This is a genomic window from Paenibacillus zeisoli, from assembly GCF_003994465.1.
Lineage (GTDB): Bacteria > Bacillota > Bacilli > Paenibacillales > Paenibacillaceae > Fontibacillus > Fontibacillus zeisoli.
In genome coordinates, this window is the sequence record NZ_RZNX01000001.1 from 274,251 (window position 1) to 290,981 (window position 16,731).

The window sequence follows — 16,731 nt, forward strand, 5'->3', positions numbered from 1 at the left end:
GTACTTAACTTAGGAGAGAGACAATGAAAGGAATTATATTTGCTTTTTTGGGCGGTGCCTGTATTACTCTTCAAGGTGTTGCGAATGCCCGGATCAGTCAAGATATTGGAACCTGGCAGGCCGCGGCAATCACACAATTAACCGGATTTATATTGGCATTATGCATCTTGGTGTTTGTGAGAGATGGGAGCTTGGCTCAGTTGAAGTCGGTAAAGCCGCTATACCTACTGGGAGGGGGATTTGGAGCCCTTATTATATTTAGTGAAGTGACCGCGATCCAGCAGATTGGAGTTACATTTACCATCTCAGCTCTGCTAATTGCTCAACTGTTCCTTACTTTCGTGATTGATATTAATGGGTGGTTCGGCATGGCGAAGCAGAAGATGAAGGTTCCTCAATTTATTGGAATCGGCATGATGGTCGCGGGTGTGATTATTATGAAATTTTGATAGAATGAAGTCTCGGAAATACGCTGGCATATAGGCGAAGAAGGTGTGATACGAAGTGAAAGAAGTTCAGGATCGGGCCAGGCTAAGGTCATATTTGGAGATGTATCAGTTAGGAACCGTATTTGATGAACGGCTGCAGCAGCATTTGTCATTATACAGCTTCGAGCAGGGAGAGCTTATCTGTTCACAAGGTGACCCAGCTAATACTCTTTATGTTCTGGTTAAGGGGAAAGTGAAGATTTATACGACTTCAGCAGAAGGCAAGACCTTGATCCTCTCTTTCAAGAATCCGCTGGATATCATTGGTGATATTGAATATGTGCAGGGGATTGAAATTATAAATACAGTTGAAGCTGTATCCTCGGTTGACATGATTGGCATTCCCCATCGGTGGCTTGTCAAATATGCTCAAGATTACCCGCCGTTTCTCCAATTTTTGCTGAAGATCATTACCCAGAAGTTCTTCCTCAAATCCAACTTTTTGAGCTTTAACTTGATGCACCCGGTTGAAGTGAGATTAGCTAGTTACTTGTTATCGATCACTTATGACGACTCAGATTCCAAGTTTGAGGGGCAGCTCACCTCCTTAAGCTTGAAGGATGCGGCGAACTTAATAGGAACCAGCTACAGACATCTGAACCGGGTTATCCAGAAGTTCTGTGCCGAGGGTCTTATAGAACGCAGCAAAGGTAGTATTAAGATTATAGACCGGAAAGGACTTAGTGAACTGGCAAGCCTGAACATCTACGAAAGGGAGGAGGGAAAGCCATGATGCTCGGAATTATATTGGCTCTACTCGCTGGGGGTCTGGTCAGTCTGCAAAATATATTCAATACCAAGGTAAATGAACACACAGGATCCTGGGCCACTACTACTCTGGTGTTAGGGATGGGATTTGCAGCGTCTCTCTTTATCAGTCTACTTGTAGAAGGAAGAGGAACCTTCTCTTTACAGCATATGCAGCCTTGGTATTGGATCAGCGGGATGATTGGAGTAGGAGTAGTCATCTGTTTGGTAAAAGGAGTCCGGCAGCTTGGGCCCACCTTCGCGATTTCCATTGTGATGACCTCTCAGCTTGGTTTTGCATTGTTGTGGGATTCACTGGGCTGGCTGGGACTGGATCAGGTCCCTTTCACCTGGAATCAATTGATCGGTGTGCTCATCCTGCTAGGTGGGATACTTGTATTCAAATTTGGCGGAACATCAGAGAATAGGGGGAGCAAGTATGAGAGTCATTGATAAAATCGCTTGGATTCATCTAAGAAATGGCCAAATCTTGTGTGCCAGGTCCAAAGGACAAGATACCTACTTCTTGCCTGGTGGCAAAAGAGATCCGGGAGAAAGCGATGCAGATACACTCGCAAGAGAGATTGCGGAAGAGCTATCCGTACGAATTGAGAAGGAGACCATTCATTTCTTCGGAGTATTTGAAGCGAGGGCTCATGGGAAATCGGAGGATATTATGGTGAGAATGACCTGCTATACCGCCAATTATTCAGGCATGCATACTCCTGCCTCGGAGATTGAGGAGATTGCCTGGTTGAATTACAAAGACCTGCATAAGGTATCCCAGGCAAGTCAGCTTATCTTCGAGCAGCTTTTTGCGATGAAGTGGCTCGATTAATCTTCAAGAAGGCTGCCCATCAGCCTTCTTTTCTTTTTTTCTTGCGCAGGAGCATCACACATAATAACAAGAAAGGCAGAGCAATTTGAAAGATCGGAAAGACCTTGTTGACCGTGAAATGGAGTCCAACCCAGATAAATTCAGTGTAGGTTTTAGACAAGAGAGAGAGCATCAGGATCGTGATTCCGAGCGGAATCACCCATATGTTAATTTTTATGGACGTAATTCTGTAAAGACCAATCACGGCACCGAGATAAAAACTGGCTATTTTTACCCCTAATCCAAGGTAGAGAATTAGCGTAAAGAGGGCATCGGTTCTCTCGAGTACCTTAGTCACTTGTATAACCTGAACGACTTGGAGCAGTGGGTAGGTACTAATCCCGGCTAAATCAGGTCCCAGTACGAGAATCTCCAGCTGATTCAAAATAATCAGAACAACTGCACTGATGCAATAGGCTACCAATATTGTCTTGTTCAGATGTTTGCTCTTCGGGACCAAACAAAAGAACACCAGGAATAGCAAGGTCTGTCCGAAGGGAAAGGACACTAGTTCGGGTATAGCAGCCGACCACACCGGACCCATCCCGTTCTCCAGAACAGGCAGAAAGTAATCCAGATGAGCAATTCCTGTAACTGAAATGAATAGGACGAGCAGCCCGTATCCGATAACCATAATAGGCATCAGGATAGTACACATGATAAATAAGACCATGGGACCATAGCGTACAGTGTTACCAACTACCGTAATAGCAATCAGCAAAATTAGGAACAATGGAGTTTTATTCAACAGGGTCATGGCGGTTAATTCGCCAAGATCTCGCAAGTTCCGGGAAGCCTCATAAGTGAAATATGCAACAAATACAAGGGCAAGCACACTGCCCAGGATTTTCCCGAAATACTTCCGATAAAGTTCAAACAAATCGTGCTTCGCATCGAGGTTATAGATTACAAGATAGAGGAGCAGTAAGATAAGACCACTTATTGCTCCTATAGACATCGATATCCATGCATCCTGCTTGGCTTTCCCACCCAGTAAAAAGAGTGTGGTACTTCCAATCTCGAACAATGACAATGTTATGGCCAGTCCGGATACTCGTACAGAATATTTGTTCATTCAAGGTGAACTCCTTTTTTAAGACGTCACGATTTTACTCTTGCTCAGACTGCTCAAAAGATTTCAGTATGAGCCCTGTACGTTTAATGGTCGTTTGTACCTGTACATCCAGATCCATTTGAGCCAGCTCATCCTGCCAATTCTCCTTGATTCTTCTCCAATCCGATGGGTACTTCCGGTGTATTTTATCTGCTAACCCAGCTGCATCGGTCTTAAGCTTCTTCATGGCTGACCAACCCGTCATGATGTAATCTTCAATTTGCTGATCTATTTGAGCTTCTAACTCCTTGATTACTTTCGGGTTAGTTAAGTCCTGCTGACAGGTCGACTCCGTTAAGTTTCCCTTGACCTTGACTTTAACCTGCATGGCAAAATGGGAGCCGGACTTTCTCGGCGTAATTTGGGTCTTGGATGAACTTACGGTAAACCCTGCATGTTCTTGAGTCCGGGCTTCCTTAGAACAAGGGAATGATATCTCGGTTTGATGGACTTCACCTGTGATCCAGGAGAGACCATAACTTTCCTTATAATCAAGGAATCCAACTAAACGGTCATGGTTAAAAATTGCAAGTTTGGTAATTTTCATTTTTAACGGTTGCTGGGTCTGTTTCAATACATCCTCTGATTTTAATTCTTCCTCGCGGCCAGGGGTTCTTTCTCCGGCCAAATCAATAACAGGCACGCCAACACCTTTGGAATCTGAATTCATTTTTAGTGCGAAATTAAATACGGATATGATGGGATACGCAGAGACTTGATCGCTTTCCTTACTTAACATATCGGACAAACTGGCTCCTGGAAGCTTTTCCGGCGGACTTAGTTTATTCAGCACTTCAATAGCCTGCCCTTCGGTAAGTGCCATTTTCACGGTCTCTCTGGGTTCTGTATTACGGAAATAGTAATCCATAAGTTCGCCAATCCCTCGTTCTGCCGCATTTCTTCCAATCACAACCACCTTGTTATGTGCAACGTAGACACGGCGAGGATGCTCAAGGTTGCTGAGATTCAAGGCCTGATGAATGGACTTGGAATTTACGGAGAATACGTGAACTGCCGGTTGTGAAGCACTCCCGGATTGGCCTCCATTTCCTGAAGCCATATTGGAGGGGACAATGACCTGATAGGAGATTATCCATTCCCCATCCATATAGTCCAAGCCCGTTGCCACGACAATTCCGAGCTCATTGAGCTCAGTCCGATTCCAGCAGCCTGACAGGATCAGCATGAACATAAGCGAGACAATACCTAAGCTTATAGTGCGCATGGGACTCCTCCTTATCGCATCGGATCTTTGTTATGATCAGTGGCCTGCTCAGAAAAGGAATTATGGTTAGCGGACTGCCTTACCTCATTGTTGTCCCCGATCATTACGGGACGAGTCTTCATTTTCCACCAGGGTGCACGGTAGATAACGTCCTTCATATTATTCTTGTTAAAGGGAGCAAGCGGCATTAAATAGGGGACACCAAAGCTTTGAAGTGAGGCCAAATGAGCCAGAATCGGGATCAGGCCGGCAAGAATCCCGAATAATCCCATGGTCCCAGCCAGAAACATCAGTATGAATCGCAGAAGTCTCACCGCAGCTGCCATATTAATGGCGGGAAGAACAAAGTTAGAGATCGCGGTAAAAGAAACTACGATGACCATTGCCGCAGATACAATCCCTGCCTGCACCGCCGCTTGTCCAAGAACTAGTGCGCCAACAATAGAGATCGCCGGCCCAATGGCCCTAGGCATTCGCACGCCTGCTTCACGGATAACCTCGAAAGTTATCTCCATGACGAGCGCTTCAAGTAGAGCAGGCAGAGGTGTGCTTTCACGCTGAGCGGCGAGAGCAATGAGCAAGGTCGTTGGAAGCATTTCCTGATGAAACGTTGTTGTGGCGATATAGATCGATGGAAGCAGCAGGGCAACAAAAAATGACACGAACCTGATGATCCGAAGAAAGGTAGCAAGATCGTATCGCTGGTAGTAATCTTCACTCGAAACAATGAACCGGAAGAAGGTGACGGGAGCAATCAAGGTAAAGGGTGTTCCATCAACCAATATGGCGACCAAGCCCTCTAATAATCCGCCAGCAACCGTATCGGGCCGCTCAGTATTATAGATTGTTGGGAAGGTAGATCTGACCCCATCTTGGATGAACTCTTCAATATAGCCGCTTTCAAGGATGCTGTCAGTCTGAATCATGTCAATTCGGGATAATACTTCTTTTACAACATCCGGGTTGGCGATGCCTTTTATATATGCCACGGATATTTTGGTCTGCGTGTATTTCCCTACGATTCGTGACTCAAAACTCAAATCTGCAGATCGGATTCTGCGTCTAAGCATGGCGGTATTGGTTGAAATATCTTCAGTAAAACCTTCCTTGGGTCCCCGAACCACAGTCTGAGAGGTTGGCTCTTCGACGCCCCGCCGCTGCCCGCCTAGAATAGAAACGGCGTAAGCTTCTTGGACACCATGGATCATGACGAGAACACGCCCTTCCAGGATGGAATTCACCATTTGCTTCTCGGAAGAGACAACGTTAAGATTACCAACCGGAAGTTTGTCCTTGAACCATATCGCAGGATCAACATCACCCTGAAAGGAATTACCAAAGTCTGAGGTTAAGGACTCCATTAAGTCTGCAAGAAGACCCTGATCAATTAATCCATCAATATAGCTTATGGCAAATGGGTAGGGGCCAGATGAAGTATCACTAATTTCCCGGATGATAAAGTCAGAGCTGGTACCCATTCGTTCTTTGAGTACAGCCAGCTTAGACTTAAGTAAGGGACTTATTGTATCGCTTGAAGAGACGTTCGCCTGGTTCTTGGCCTCTACTTGAGGTTGTTTCTGGCGAGAGCGGAATAAAAGCATCTTTAAAAGCTTGAAGATCATAAGTTCTCCTTCTTCACTTAATTTCCATGTAATTTGCTCCCAAATGTATGTATTTATTCACTGTATGGTTTGAACTTCAATCCACATACAGCAAATCTCAGCCTAGTTTCACCGCAAACTATCATTCGTTCGCCGCAATATATAGAACGATATGTGTTGTTAGAATAGAAAGAAGGAGAACAGCGGATTGCTGTTCTCCTTCTTCTTGCGTGTTACATGTTATCTTCTGCCTGAGGACGAGCTGTCATTGTTACCGTGTTCCGATTGGTTATGATCGTTCCCGGCGCCTTCACCAGCTTTGTTGCCGAGTGCAGCTCCAGCCACTCCGCCAACCACGGTTCCAAGTGGTCCCAAGATTGAACCTACGGCAGCACCTACAGCTGCACCGCCCACTGTTCCCACGGCTTTACCCGCGTTAACACCATCCTTGTTGTCTTGATCTCGGTTGTTGTTTCTGTCAACCATTCCATGTCACTCCCTCGCTGCTTAGGATAAGGAGAGCTGCTGTTAGACCAGCGCAGTCCTGAGCAGTAGTGTACCCCTGCACTTCGAAAGAATTCCTGAACTGGGAATCTAGCATAAAATAATTATATGAAAAAGAAAATAGAACAATGAACAACACAAAGGAAACCAATGTTATGCCGAAATATGGATGATAGAATGAAAAGTGTTCATATTTTGTCAAAAAGAAGAGGAGGAATTCATCAAAATGCACTTACGCAAAGGTTTTCTGACTTCATTGGTTGCTCTGCTGGTCTTTGTCGGAATGGGGAGTACACTTCCTAAAGCATCTGCAGCTACCGGGTTTTATGTAAGCGGTACCAAGTTATACGATTCAACTGGAAAACCTTTTGTTATGAGGGGGGTAAATCATGCACATACTTGGTATAAAAATGATCTGAGCACTGCGATTCCAGCTATTGCTAAGACTGGAGCCAATACAGTTCGGATCGTGCTGTCGAACGGCAGCCAATATACCAAGGATGATCTGACTTCTGTCAAGAATATCATTTCATTAGTATCACAGAACAAAATGGTTGCTGTGCTTGAGGTACATGATGCTACAGGCAAAGATGACACAGCCTCTCTTGATGCAGCTGTGAATTATTGGATTAGCATTAAAGATGCACTTATAGGAAAAGAAGACCGGGTTATTGTAAACATTGCTAACGAGTGGTATGGATCATGGGATGGAAGCGGTTGGGCTAACGGGTACAAGATGGCCATTCCTAAGCTAAGAAGCGCCGGGATTAAGAATACGTTAATTGTTGATTGTGCAGGGTGGGGACAATACCCGCAATCCATTGTCGATTATGGTACTTCTGTATTTGCGGCAGATTCACTCAAGAATACTGTCTTCTCCATTCATATGTATCAGTATGCAGGGAAGGATGCAGCTACCGTTAAAACCAATATGGAAAATGTGCTAAATAAGGGACTTGCGCTCATCATTGGGGAATTTGGAGGATACCATCAAGGTGCGGATGTCGATGAAACCGCAATCATGAAATATGGCCAAGAGAAAGGTGTAGGTTGGCTGGCCTGGTCATGGTTTGGGAACAGTTCCGATTTATCTTATCTGGACCTGGCAACAGGACCCGCAGGCAGTCTGACAAGCTGGGGGAACACCGTCGTTAACGGTACTAATGGAATTAAATCTACTTCGGTAAAAGCAGGGATTTATTAATCTTGCATTTCTAAATGAATAGCGTGAATTGAGATATTGAATAAGCTCCTGGGAAGTGGCCACTTTCCAGGAGCTTATTTGTGCTAATCAGAGTTAAAGCGAACGACTTTGCGTTAACTGAACATCTCCACTGGCTGTTCAGGGAACCAAGCATACTGGTCATGCATGCGTACGACCTCTCCAACCAATATGATCGCTGGATTTCGAACCTCATGTTCCCGGACCAGCTCGGGTATAAGCTGAAGTGTTCCAGTAAGAGTTCGCTGGGTTGAAGTGGTTCCCCAGGAGATAATAGCCGCAGGTGTGTCAGGATCCCTGCCATGATCGATGAGTCGATCTCGTATATAAGCGATATTGCTTATACCCATATAGAAAGCAAGAGTATCAATTCCCACTGCATAGGCCTTCCATTTCTCTTCAGGGATCGTATTTCCATGACATAAGTGTCCTGCTACCATAGCGAATGAGGTTGCAACCTTACGCTGTGTTACTGAAATTCCCGCATATGCCGGTGCTGCAATGCCAGCAGTTATACCTGGAACTATTTCGTAATGGACCCCGAGTTCTTTCAAACCCTCAAGCTCCTCTTGAATCCGGCCAAATACGCACGGATCTCCGCCTTTTAACCGGGTAACGGTTTTGCCTTCTAAGGCTTTCTCTATTATGATCGCGTTTATTTGAGTCTGTTCTATATAGTGATGATTTGGCTGTTTGCCGCAATAGATAAGTTCCGTATTCACGCCAGCATATTTCAGAAGTTCCGGGTTAGCTAACCTGTCATATAAGATGACATCTGAGCTTTGAATACATTTCAGTCCTTTAACGGTAATTAATTCTGGATCGCCAGGACCTGCCCCCACAAAGAATACACTCCCCACTTGCTTCATAGTACCCTCTCCCTGAATGTAATGTTAGTAAACATGACATTGATATTGATCTCAATATATATGACAAACGTACGGTTTTCAAGCATTTTTAAAGAAATGGTTGATTTTTGCATTAAAAAGTTGTAATTTATAGTCACTAAACATGTTATATATGATCACATTGACGAGGAAATGAGCAAAACAAGTTAAAAGTTAACACAAACATTACATGAAGGAGCGGACTAATGAAAAAGAAGCTTGTACTTATTGGAAATGGTATGGCAGGAGTCAATGCAATTGAGCAGCTGCTTAAGCTGGCGCCTGACAAGTATGAAATCACGGTATTCGGAAGTGAACCCCATCCCAACTACAATCGTATTCTGTTATCTTCGGTGCTTGCAGGCGATGCAACAATTCAAGATATCGTAATTAACGATATGGATTGGTATACAGATAACGGAATAACGCTTCACACCAGCCAGACGGTAACCCATATAGATACCGAAATGAAAATCGTATCAACCGATAAAGGATTAACTGCAAGTTATGATGACCTGATTATTGCAACAGGCTCTCTACCGTTCATGCTTCCTCTACCCGGAGCGGATAAGGAAGGCGTTATTGCTTTCCGCGACATACAGGATTGTGAGTCTATGATTAATGCCGCCAAGCAGTACAAACATGCCGTTGTAATCGGTGGAGGATTACTGGGATTGGAAGCTGCCCGGGGCCTTCTTAATTTGAACATGGAGGTATCCGTGGTACACATCTTCAAGCACTTGATGGAACGCCAACTGGATGAGACAGCCTCTGATATGCTGCGTTCCGAGCTGGAGAGCCAAGGGATGAAGTTCCTGCTGGAACAGAATACCGATTCCATACTAGGTGATGAGCGAGTAACTGGAGTCCGGTTCAAGGATGGCAGTGAAGTGAAAGCCGATTTGGTTGTTATGGCTGTTGGGATCCGTCCGAATGTCGCTTTGGCTAAAGAGAGCGGAATCGAGATCAATAGAGGGATTGTCGTGAACGATTATCTTGAAACGGATACGCCCCATGTCTATGCAGTAGGGGAATGCGCGGAGCACAGTGGTGTGGTATACGGCCTGGTTGCGCCTCTCTTTGATCAAGGAGCCGAGCTGGCTAAGAGGCTCGCTGGAATTCCATCTTCCGGTTATAAAGGCTCCGTTGTCTCTACCAAATTAAAAGTGTCCGGTGTGAACGTATTTTCTGCGGGGCAATTCGTGGATAGTGAGGGGACACGTTCATTCCGAATCCAGGATGATTTTGATCGGGTATACAAGAAAATCGTTGTTCAGGACGGCAAGCTGATTGGTGCCGTACTCTTCGGTGACACCAGTGACGGCTCCAAGCTCTTCTCAATGATTCGTGCAGGTCAGGATATCAGCGGTCAAGAGAAGGAATTGGTGCTTGGCGCACAGGGGTCAAGCAAGCCTAAGTCAGGTATTGATTTCGTGGCAGCTATGTCTAATGACGAAATTGTATGTGGATGTAACGGTGTCTCTAAAGGGACTATTCTCAGCGCCATCGAGGAGAAGGGATGTACGAGTGTTAATGATGTCAAGTACTGCACCAAAGCAACAGGAAGTTGCGGTGGATGCAAGCCATTGGTTGCGGATTTATTGACCTACGCCCTAGGAGCTGAAGGGGTTACCGCGATTAAGGAAGGGGTCTGCGGCTGTACAACGCTTGGACGTGAGGAAGTGGTAGAGGCCATTCGGACGATGAGATTGACTTCTTCCAGAGAGGTAATGAATGTGCTGGAATGGAAGAACCCGGAAGGATGCTCGAAGTGCAGACCAGCACTTAACTACTATCTGGGAATGATCTGGCCTGAGGAGCACACAGATGAGAAGGAATCCCGATTTGTGAATGAGCGGAACCACGGCAACATCCAGAAGGATGGGACGTACTCGGTCATTCCGCGGATACACGGAGGAGTTACAACTGCTGAGGATCTGAAGAAGATTGCCGATGTCGCGGTCAAATATGATGTGGAAACCGTGAAAATTACAGGTGCTCAGCGAATTGGACTATATGGAATCAAGAAGGAGGATCTGCCTAAGGTCTGGGAAGAGCTGGATATGACCTCTGGCTTTGCTTATGGGAAATCCCTTCGAGCGGTCAAAACATGTGTAGGCTCAACCTGGTGCCGATTTGGAACTCAGGATTCGATGAGCATGGGGATTGAACTGGAGAAACGCCTTGAACGAATTAGCACTCCTGCCAAAACGAAAGTTGCTGTATCCGGTTGTCCTCGAAACTGTGCTGAAGCAACCATCAAAGACCTCGGTGTTGTAGCGATTGATGGCGGCTGGGAGATCTATGTTGGCGGCAATGGGGGTACGGATATCCGGCCGGCTGAGTTACTGGTCAAGCTGAAGACGGAAGATGAAGTTATTGAATGGACGCTGGCTTACTTCCAACTGTACCGTGAGAATGCCAATTACAATGAGCGGACATCCAAATGGATTGAACGTGTAGGCATCGAGTCCATCAAGAAGGGGCTTGCCTCCCAAGAAGAACGCAAGGCGCTGCAGCAGCGTTATGAATTTAGTGCAGGACTTACCCAGGATCCTTGGAAGGAAATCATAGAGCAGGAACGCCTGAACAAGAACTACGAACCACTTCAGTCGCTTAAAGTGTAATCAAATTTACTTGAAAAAGGGGAGCTGTAATATGAATCGATTCATCATCGGCCAAGCCAGCGAAATTGAGGAGAAGAGGGCACGTGTAGTTCGCATACTGGACACGGAGATTGCCATATTTAAATTAACCGGCGGAGAGCTGCGCGCAATTGAGAATTTGTGTCCGCACAAAAACGGCAAGCTGTCGGAAGGCATAGTATGCGATCATCATGTGTACTGCCCACTGCATGATTGGAAGATCGATTTAAATGATGGTCTGGTTCAGGCTCCAGATGAAGGGTGCGTCAAGTCATATCATGTGGAAGTGGAAGAGACCACAGGCAATATTATTCTTTATGTAGAGAGCAAGGAGCCTACAAGGGCTTCCTAAAGGGATTTAAGAGGGGGGAGATTACTGTGAATTATATAAAGCCTCAGGAAGTAGTGAATCAAATGATTCAAGCCGGCGCTGTCAAATCTAAACTTTCTGTCAAGGATCTACTCATCCGGGGGTTTCTCGCCGGGGCTATCCTGTCCTTTGCAACCACACTGGCTTTCACGGCAACTACCCAGACGGGTATTGGGCTTGTAGGCGCGTTGGTCTTTCCGGTAGGATTCGTCATTATCATTCTTCTTGGACTTGAGCTTGTAACAGGTACATTTGCTCTTGCACCCATCGCCGTTATGGCCAGGCGTGCCACCCTTGGAGGCATGCTCGAAAATTTCTTCTGGGTAATTCTTGGACATATTCTAGGTTCTATCTTCTATGCAGGTTTGTATTACGTGGCTGTAACCAATTTTGGCCATATTCATGATCAGCCTATAATCAAGTACATCATCAAACTGGCAGAGACCAAGACAAATGGATATTCAGTTCTGGGTAGTGATGGAATGATTGCGGTATTTGTGAAGGCGATATTGTGCAACTGGATGGTAACACTGGGAGCGGTCATGGCGATGACTTCCAGCTCGACAACAGGCAAGATTCTGGCGATGTGGCTGCCAATTCTGACCTTCTTCGCCCAAGGATTTGAACATGCGGTAGTGAATATGTTCGTCATTCCGGCAGGTATAATGTACGGAGCCAAGGTCAGCCTTGGAGATTGGTGGCTGTGGAATCAAATTCCGGTGCTTCTAGGTAACCTGGTAGGTGGAGTGTTATTTACAGGAATATTGCTCTATATTACTCACAGAACCACGGAAACCTCGCAAGCCAAACCAACTACGAAGGTAGCATGAGTTCTTAATAAAATACTTTATAAATAAGAACCCGTCTAATCTGACGGGTTCTTTGGCATTTCATGTTAATTTATAAACCCTGGCTTCGTAAGGACGGAGCATGAACATGTTCTTGTCCTCCTCTGCAGGCAGTTCGTAATTGGCAATAAGCAGCTCTCTGGATGCATTCTTAAGTTCATCAGACCATTGAAATACAGGGGTGCCATCGAAAAAATTAAGGATAATAAGAAGTCTCTCATCATTCAGTGTTCGGGTATACACATATAATTCCGGATCTAAGGGGAGCAGCAGCTTATACTCACCATAGACAAATACTTTATTTTTCTTGCGGAGAGCTAGGAGCTTACGGTAATGATGATATATAGAGTCCGGATCCTGGACAGCCGAAGCAACGTTCACTTCCTCGTAATTCTTATTTACCTTGATCCAAGGTTCTCCAGTAGTGAAACCTGCCTGAGCAGAATCGTCCCACTGCATGGGAGTCCGGGCATTGTCCCGGCTTTTCGCCCTGATTGCAGCCATGGTCTGGTCGCCTGGTCTGCCTTGCAGATTAGCATGCTCATAGAAATTCAATGTCTCCACATCACGGTAATCGCTGATCGAATCATACGAAACATTGCACATTCCAATCTCTTCACCTTGATAAATATAGGGTGTTCCTTCCAAGGTAAGCATCCAAGTGGCGAGCATTTTGGCTGATTGAACGCGATATTCTTGGTCATTCCCAAACCGGGATACAGGTCTTGGCTGATCATGGTTACCGAGGTAATTTGCATTCCAACCCTTATTATGCAGGGTGGTCTGCCATCTGCTCATAATTTTCTTCAACTCCAGCAAGGTCCAGGAGCGCATCTCCCATTTTCCCGTTCCGTTGGAAGCGGAATCCAGGGTCATATGCTCAAATTGAAATACCATATTGAGTTCATGGCGCTTGTCCCCAACATATTCTAGTGCCTGTTCTGGTCCAAGTCCAGAAGTCTCCCCAACTGTCATTATGTCGTAATCCATAAGAACTTCTTCGTTTAATTTACGAAGCATAAGATGGACCTTCTCCAGATTAGAGAAAAGCTGATAGGCCTGGACAACAGGAAGGTGCTGCGGATTGTTCGCGTTCGGAAGACCTTTGGCTTTTACAATATGGGCTATAGCGTCGAACCGGAAACCGTCCACTCCTTTTTCGAGCCACCATCGAATCATTTGGTACAGACCGTGGACCACCTCATCGTTCCTCCAATTGAGGTCCGGCTGATGCTTGGAATATAGATGCATAAAGTATTCATCTGTCTTGCCATCATGTTCCCATACTGAACCGCTGAAGTAAGATTCCCAATTGTTCGGATACATTCCATTGACACCTTCACGCCAGATATAATAACTGCGCTTGGGATTATCTTTCGAAGAACGAGATTCGATGAACCAGGGATGCTGGTCCGAGGTATGATTAAGCACAAGATCCATCATGATCTTTAATCCGCGGGCATGAGCTTCTTTAAGTAGGTTATCAAAATCCTCCATTGTGCCAAACTCGGAATTAATCGCATAGTAGTCACTGATATCATAACCGTTATCTTCCCCAGGTGACTGATAGATTGGACAGATCCATAACACATCGATGCCCAGCTCCTTAAGGTAATCAAGCTTTGAAATAACTCCTTTGAGGTCGCCTATTCCATCTCCGTTTGAATCCTTGAAGCTGGCTGGGTAAATCTCGTAGACTGCGGCTTCTTTCCACCAGGTTGAGTTCATCTAAGGTTCCTCCTCGCGTAAAAATATTCAAGACAAATCTCATCATCGCGAAGGCAGATAAGGGGGGATCGGAACATTTAGGACTGACATGGGAACCTCCAGAGTATGACCCGTCTGAATCTCATAGGGAGTTGCAAGTTGATTTGCCTGCAGCAGGCTGCTCAGGCTCAGACCATAGCGCGCTGCGATGTCCGCAGCTGTCTCTTCTCCGCCTACAACATGCTCGCGGCGTAATTTATCGATTCGGCAGGCGCAATGCTTGAAAGTGGGCTGCTTCGATAATGGATCTACAAAATCGACAGTGAGCTCATTCGCTGCCTGGTTGCCTTCCCAGCTTCCATAGTGAAAAGGAACAAAAATCAATCCTTTCTGAACGACATCGCTGATTCTGGCCGGAACTTCAATCCAGCCTCGCGGTGAAGAAATTCGCACCAATTCACCATCGATAATTCCGTATTGATCAGCATCCTCGGGATGTAATTCAGCATACCCCTGCGGCGCAGCCATTTGCAGATAAGGAGAGCGCCCGGTCTTCGTACGGGTATGCCAATGCCAGACCAAACGCCCCGTTGTTAACCACAGCGGATAGTTCTCATCCGGTCTTTCGGAAGCCGGATTATAGCGAGTTGGATGAAGGATGGCACGCCCATTTGCATTTTTGGATGCGAACTCTGCTTGAGTTAGGGAACGGCCAGTAAATTGATCCTTAGTATAGCTCTGGGTATAATGCGGTGTTGTATGAAATTGTAGATCGGTATAGAGGCGAGGCGTTCCTTCTGGGTGTGCCTCATTAACAGGCCAGCGCAGCCCGTTCGCTTGTTCCAGCTTGTCATAAGTGATACCGGTCATATCACAGGGACGGCCTCGGGATACCCGCTTCCATTCCTCGAAGGCTTCCTCGGGGGTAGAATACGAGATTAACGGCTTTCCGTCTTGATCCCGGAAGTCCATACGTTTAGCGAAATCCAGCAGAATTTGAAGATCAGTGAGCACCTGGCCAGGTGGATCAATGGCTTTGCGCAGCAGGTTAATGGTTCGATCTGCGTTCTCCATCGTACCTTCCTTTTCTCCCCACATGGCCGCAGGCAGGACAACATCCGCTACCCGGGTTGTCTCAGTCAGGAAATGATCCTGTACGATTACAAATACCTTATCCAGCGCAGTTTTGGCCCGTCGGCGGTTCGGCAGTGAGACAAGCGGATTCGTTCCAATATTCCAGAATACTCCGATCTGTCCGCGTTCCATCATCTCCAGCTGCTCCTCGATTCCTTTCTCAGGGCCAACGGGAAGCAGCATCGGATCCACATTCCACAGCCGTCCCATCTCTTCAATGTGAGCAGGATTCATGGGATTTCGGTGCGCTGGATAGGTCCCTACGCCGCCAGCTGTCCGGTTCGCAGACGAGCTTGGCTGTCCTGCCATGTGGAGTGGGCCGCAGCCTGGCTTGCCAATGAGACCGCGAATCAGATGAAGGTTGTTGATGGCGACACAGGAAGTTGTAGCATCTGCACTCTGAAAGGCGCCCTGAAGAGTTGTAGTAACCAGGGAAGATGTGTCCGATAATATTCTGGCCGCTTCCATTAACAGATCCTGTGGGATTCCGGTCTCCTGGGCTGTGCGCGCAGGTGTCCATTCCAGAACACTAGCCGCCATCTCTTCATAGCCGATGGTATACTGCTCAATGAAGTTCTTGTTCGCTGCACCGTTTTGCAAGATCAGGTTAATTAACCCGTTGAGCAAAGGGACATTTGTTCCAGGGATGAGCTGAAGATGGAGATCAGAGCTTCGAGCGGTTTGAGTTCTACGGGGATCCACGGTAATGATGAAGGGCTTGCCGGTGCGTTTTTTGCGCTGCATGATCCGTTCATACAGGACGGTGCCCGTCTCAGCAACATTATGTCCGAACAGCATCAAGGTGTCTGCCTGATCCACATCATCAAAGGAGGCAGGCGTACCATCTGCACCGAAGGATTGAAGGAGACAAAACTCGGTGGTAGCGGTGCAGAGCCGAGTGTTGGCATCAAGCAGGTGCGTGTTCAGCCCGGCACGGCCTATTTTGGCAATCGTGTAATAATCCTCAAGAAAGCCTTGGCCAGTAGAATAAATAGAGATACTGTTCTTTCCTTTCTCCTTCTGAGAGATCTTCACCTTAGATACGATAAGCTCCATAGCTTCATCCCATGTTGCCGGAGCGAGCTCACCCTGCGGGTTGCGGATGAGAGGGGTAAGCAGCCGGTCCGGGCTGCCGTTCGCATACCATTGGTTCTCACCTTTGGGGCCAAGCCGGCCGCGGTTAATGGGATGCTCGGCATTTCCCTTTATGCCGACAATTTGCTCATCCTTAACAGCGATATGACAGCCGCATCCTACCGAACAAAGATTGCAGGTGCTGTAGACCCAGCGGTCCACCTCACCCTGACTATAGACATTCATATCAATACGCTCATTGTCCCAACTCATGACGAACCTCCATTC

At 46.5% G+C, this 16,731-nt stretch carries 15 protein-coding genes; 8 read left to right on the top strand and 7 right to left on the bottom strand.

Going from position 1 to position 16,731, the window contains the following annotated elements; all coding sequences use genetic code 11:
* The first annotated feature begins 23 nt into the window (after nt 1–23).
* The 4 genes from EJP77_RS01215 to EJP77_RS01230 are packed head-to-tail and all read left to right on the top strand — an operon-like array spanning nt 24 to nt 2,073.
* Nucleotides 24–449, top strand: a complete 426-nt coding sequence (locus EJP77_RS01215) for a DMT family transporter (RefSeq protein WP_127197369.1) — start codon at nt 24–26, stop codon at nt 447–449.
* A 55-nt stretch (nt 450–504) separates the two neighbouring features.
* A complete protein-coding gene (locus EJP77_RS01220; RefSeq protein ID WP_127197370.1) occupies nt 505–1,221 on the top strand; it encodes a Crp/Fnr family transcriptional regulator in 717 nt (238 codons plus the stop codon).
* Nucleotides 1,218–1,688, top strand: a complete 471-nt coding sequence (locus tag EJP77_RS01225; RefSeq protein WP_127197371.1) for a DMT family transporter — start codon at nt 1,218–1,220, stop codon at nt 1,686–1,688. Before EJP77_RS01220 ends, EJP77_RS01225 begins: the two co-directional genes overlap by 4 nt.
* On the top strand, nt 1,675–2,073 hold the full coding sequence (locus EJP77_RS01230; protein ID WP_127197372.1) for an NUDIX hydrolase: 399 nt from the start codon (nt 1,675–1,677) through the stop codon (nt 2,071–2,073). The genes EJP77_RS01225 and EJP77_RS01230 overlap by 14 nt, the downstream gene beginning before the upstream one ends.
* 19 nt (nt 2,074–2,092) lie before the next feature.
* Here the strand turns inward: EJP77_RS01230 and EJP77_RS01235 are convergent, their stop codons facing one another.
* The 4 genes from EJP77_RS01235 to EJP77_RS01250 form a co-directional block, all read right to left on the bottom strand.
* A complete protein-coding gene (locus tag EJP77_RS01235) occupies nt 2,093–3,187 on the bottom strand; it encodes a GerAB/ArcD/ProY family transporter (protein ID WP_127197373.1) in 1,095 nt (364 codons plus the stop codon).
* 34 nt (nt 3,188–3,221) lie between these two features.
* Nucleotides 3,222–4,451 (bottom strand): Ger(x)C family spore germination protein, encoded by a 1,230-nt coding sequence (locus tag EJP77_RS01240; RefSeq protein WP_127197374.1) that lies wholly within the window; start codon nt 4,449–4,451, stop codon nt 3,222–3,224.
* Between the two features lie 11 nt (nt 4,452–4,462).
* Nucleotides 4,463–6,073 carry a spore germination protein gene (locus EJP77_RS01245; RefSeq protein ID WP_246021605.1) on the bottom strand — a complete coding sequence of 537 codons (1,611 nt, stop codon included), beginning with the start codon at nt 6,071–6,073 and terminating at the stop codon, nt 4,463–4,465.
* A 219-nt stretch (nt 6,074–6,292) separates the two neighbouring features.
* Nucleotides 6,293–6,538, bottom strand: a complete 246-nt coding sequence (locus EJP77_RS01250) for a hypothetical protein (RefSeq protein WP_127197375.1) — start codon at nt 6,536–6,538, stop codon at nt 6,293–6,295.
* Nucleotides 6,539–6,776: 238 nt separating this feature from the next.
* Here EJP77_RS01250 and EJP77_RS01255 point away from each other — a divergent pair, with 238 nt between their 5' ends.
* Nucleotides 6,777–7,760, top strand: coding sequence for a glycoside hydrolase family 5 protein (locus tag EJP77_RS01255; RefSeq protein WP_127198250.1), 984 nt, complete (start codon nt 6,777–6,779; stop codon nt 7,758–7,760).
* A 113-nt stretch (nt 7,761–7,873) separates the two neighbouring features.
* Here EJP77_RS01255 and cobA read toward each other — a convergent pair whose 3' ends face one another.
* Nucleotides 7,874–8,647: a uroporphyrinogen-III C-methyltransferase gene (gene cobA, locus EJP77_RS01260; protein WP_127197376.1), complete on the bottom strand. Its 774-nt coding sequence runs from the start codon at nt 8,645–8,647 to the stop codon at nt 7,874–7,876.
* A gap of 224 nt (nt 8,648–8,871) precedes the next feature.
* Here cobA and nirB point away from each other — a divergent pair, with 224 nt between their 5' ends.
* The 3 genes from nirB to EJP77_RS01275 are packed head-to-tail and all read left to right on the top strand — an operon-like array spanning nt 8,872 to nt 12,510.
* Nucleotides 8,872–11,292: a nitrite reductase large subunit NirB gene (nirB, locus tag EJP77_RS01265; protein ID WP_127197377.1), complete on the top strand. Its 2,421-nt coding sequence runs from the start codon at nt 8,872–8,874 to the stop codon at nt 11,290–11,292.
* 31 nt (nt 11,293–11,323) lie between these two features.
* On the top strand, nt 11,324–11,662 hold the full coding sequence (nirD, locus tag EJP77_RS01270; RefSeq protein ID WP_127197378.1) for a nitrite reductase small subunit NirD: 339 nt from the start codon (nt 11,324–11,326) through the stop codon (nt 11,660–11,662).
* 26 nt (nt 11,663–11,688) lie between these two features.
* Nucleotides 11,689–12,510 carry a formate/nitrite transporter family protein gene (locus tag EJP77_RS01275; protein WP_127197379.1) on the top strand — a complete coding sequence of 274 codons (822 nt, stop codon included), beginning with the start codon at nt 11,689–11,691 and terminating at the stop codon, nt 12,508–12,510.
* A 60-nt stretch (nt 12,511–12,570) separates the two neighbouring features.
* Here EJP77_RS01275 and EJP77_RS01280 read toward each other — a convergent pair whose 3' ends face one another.
* Both EJP77_RS01280 and EJP77_RS01285 read right to left on the bottom strand, forming a co-directional pair.
* Nucleotides 12,571–14,256 carry a glycoside hydrolase family 13 protein gene (locus tag EJP77_RS01280; RefSeq protein WP_127197380.1) on the bottom strand — a complete coding sequence of 562 codons (1,686 nt, stop codon included), beginning with the start codon at nt 14,254–14,256 and terminating at the stop codon, nt 12,571–12,573.
* Nucleotides 14,257–14,298: 42 nt separating this feature from the next.
* Nucleotides 14,299–16,716, bottom strand: coding sequence for a molybdopterin-dependent oxidoreductase (locus EJP77_RS01285; protein WP_127197381.1), 2,418 nt, complete (start codon nt 16,714–16,716; stop codon nt 14,299–14,301).
* Nucleotides 16,717–16,731: the final 15 nt, after the last annotated feature.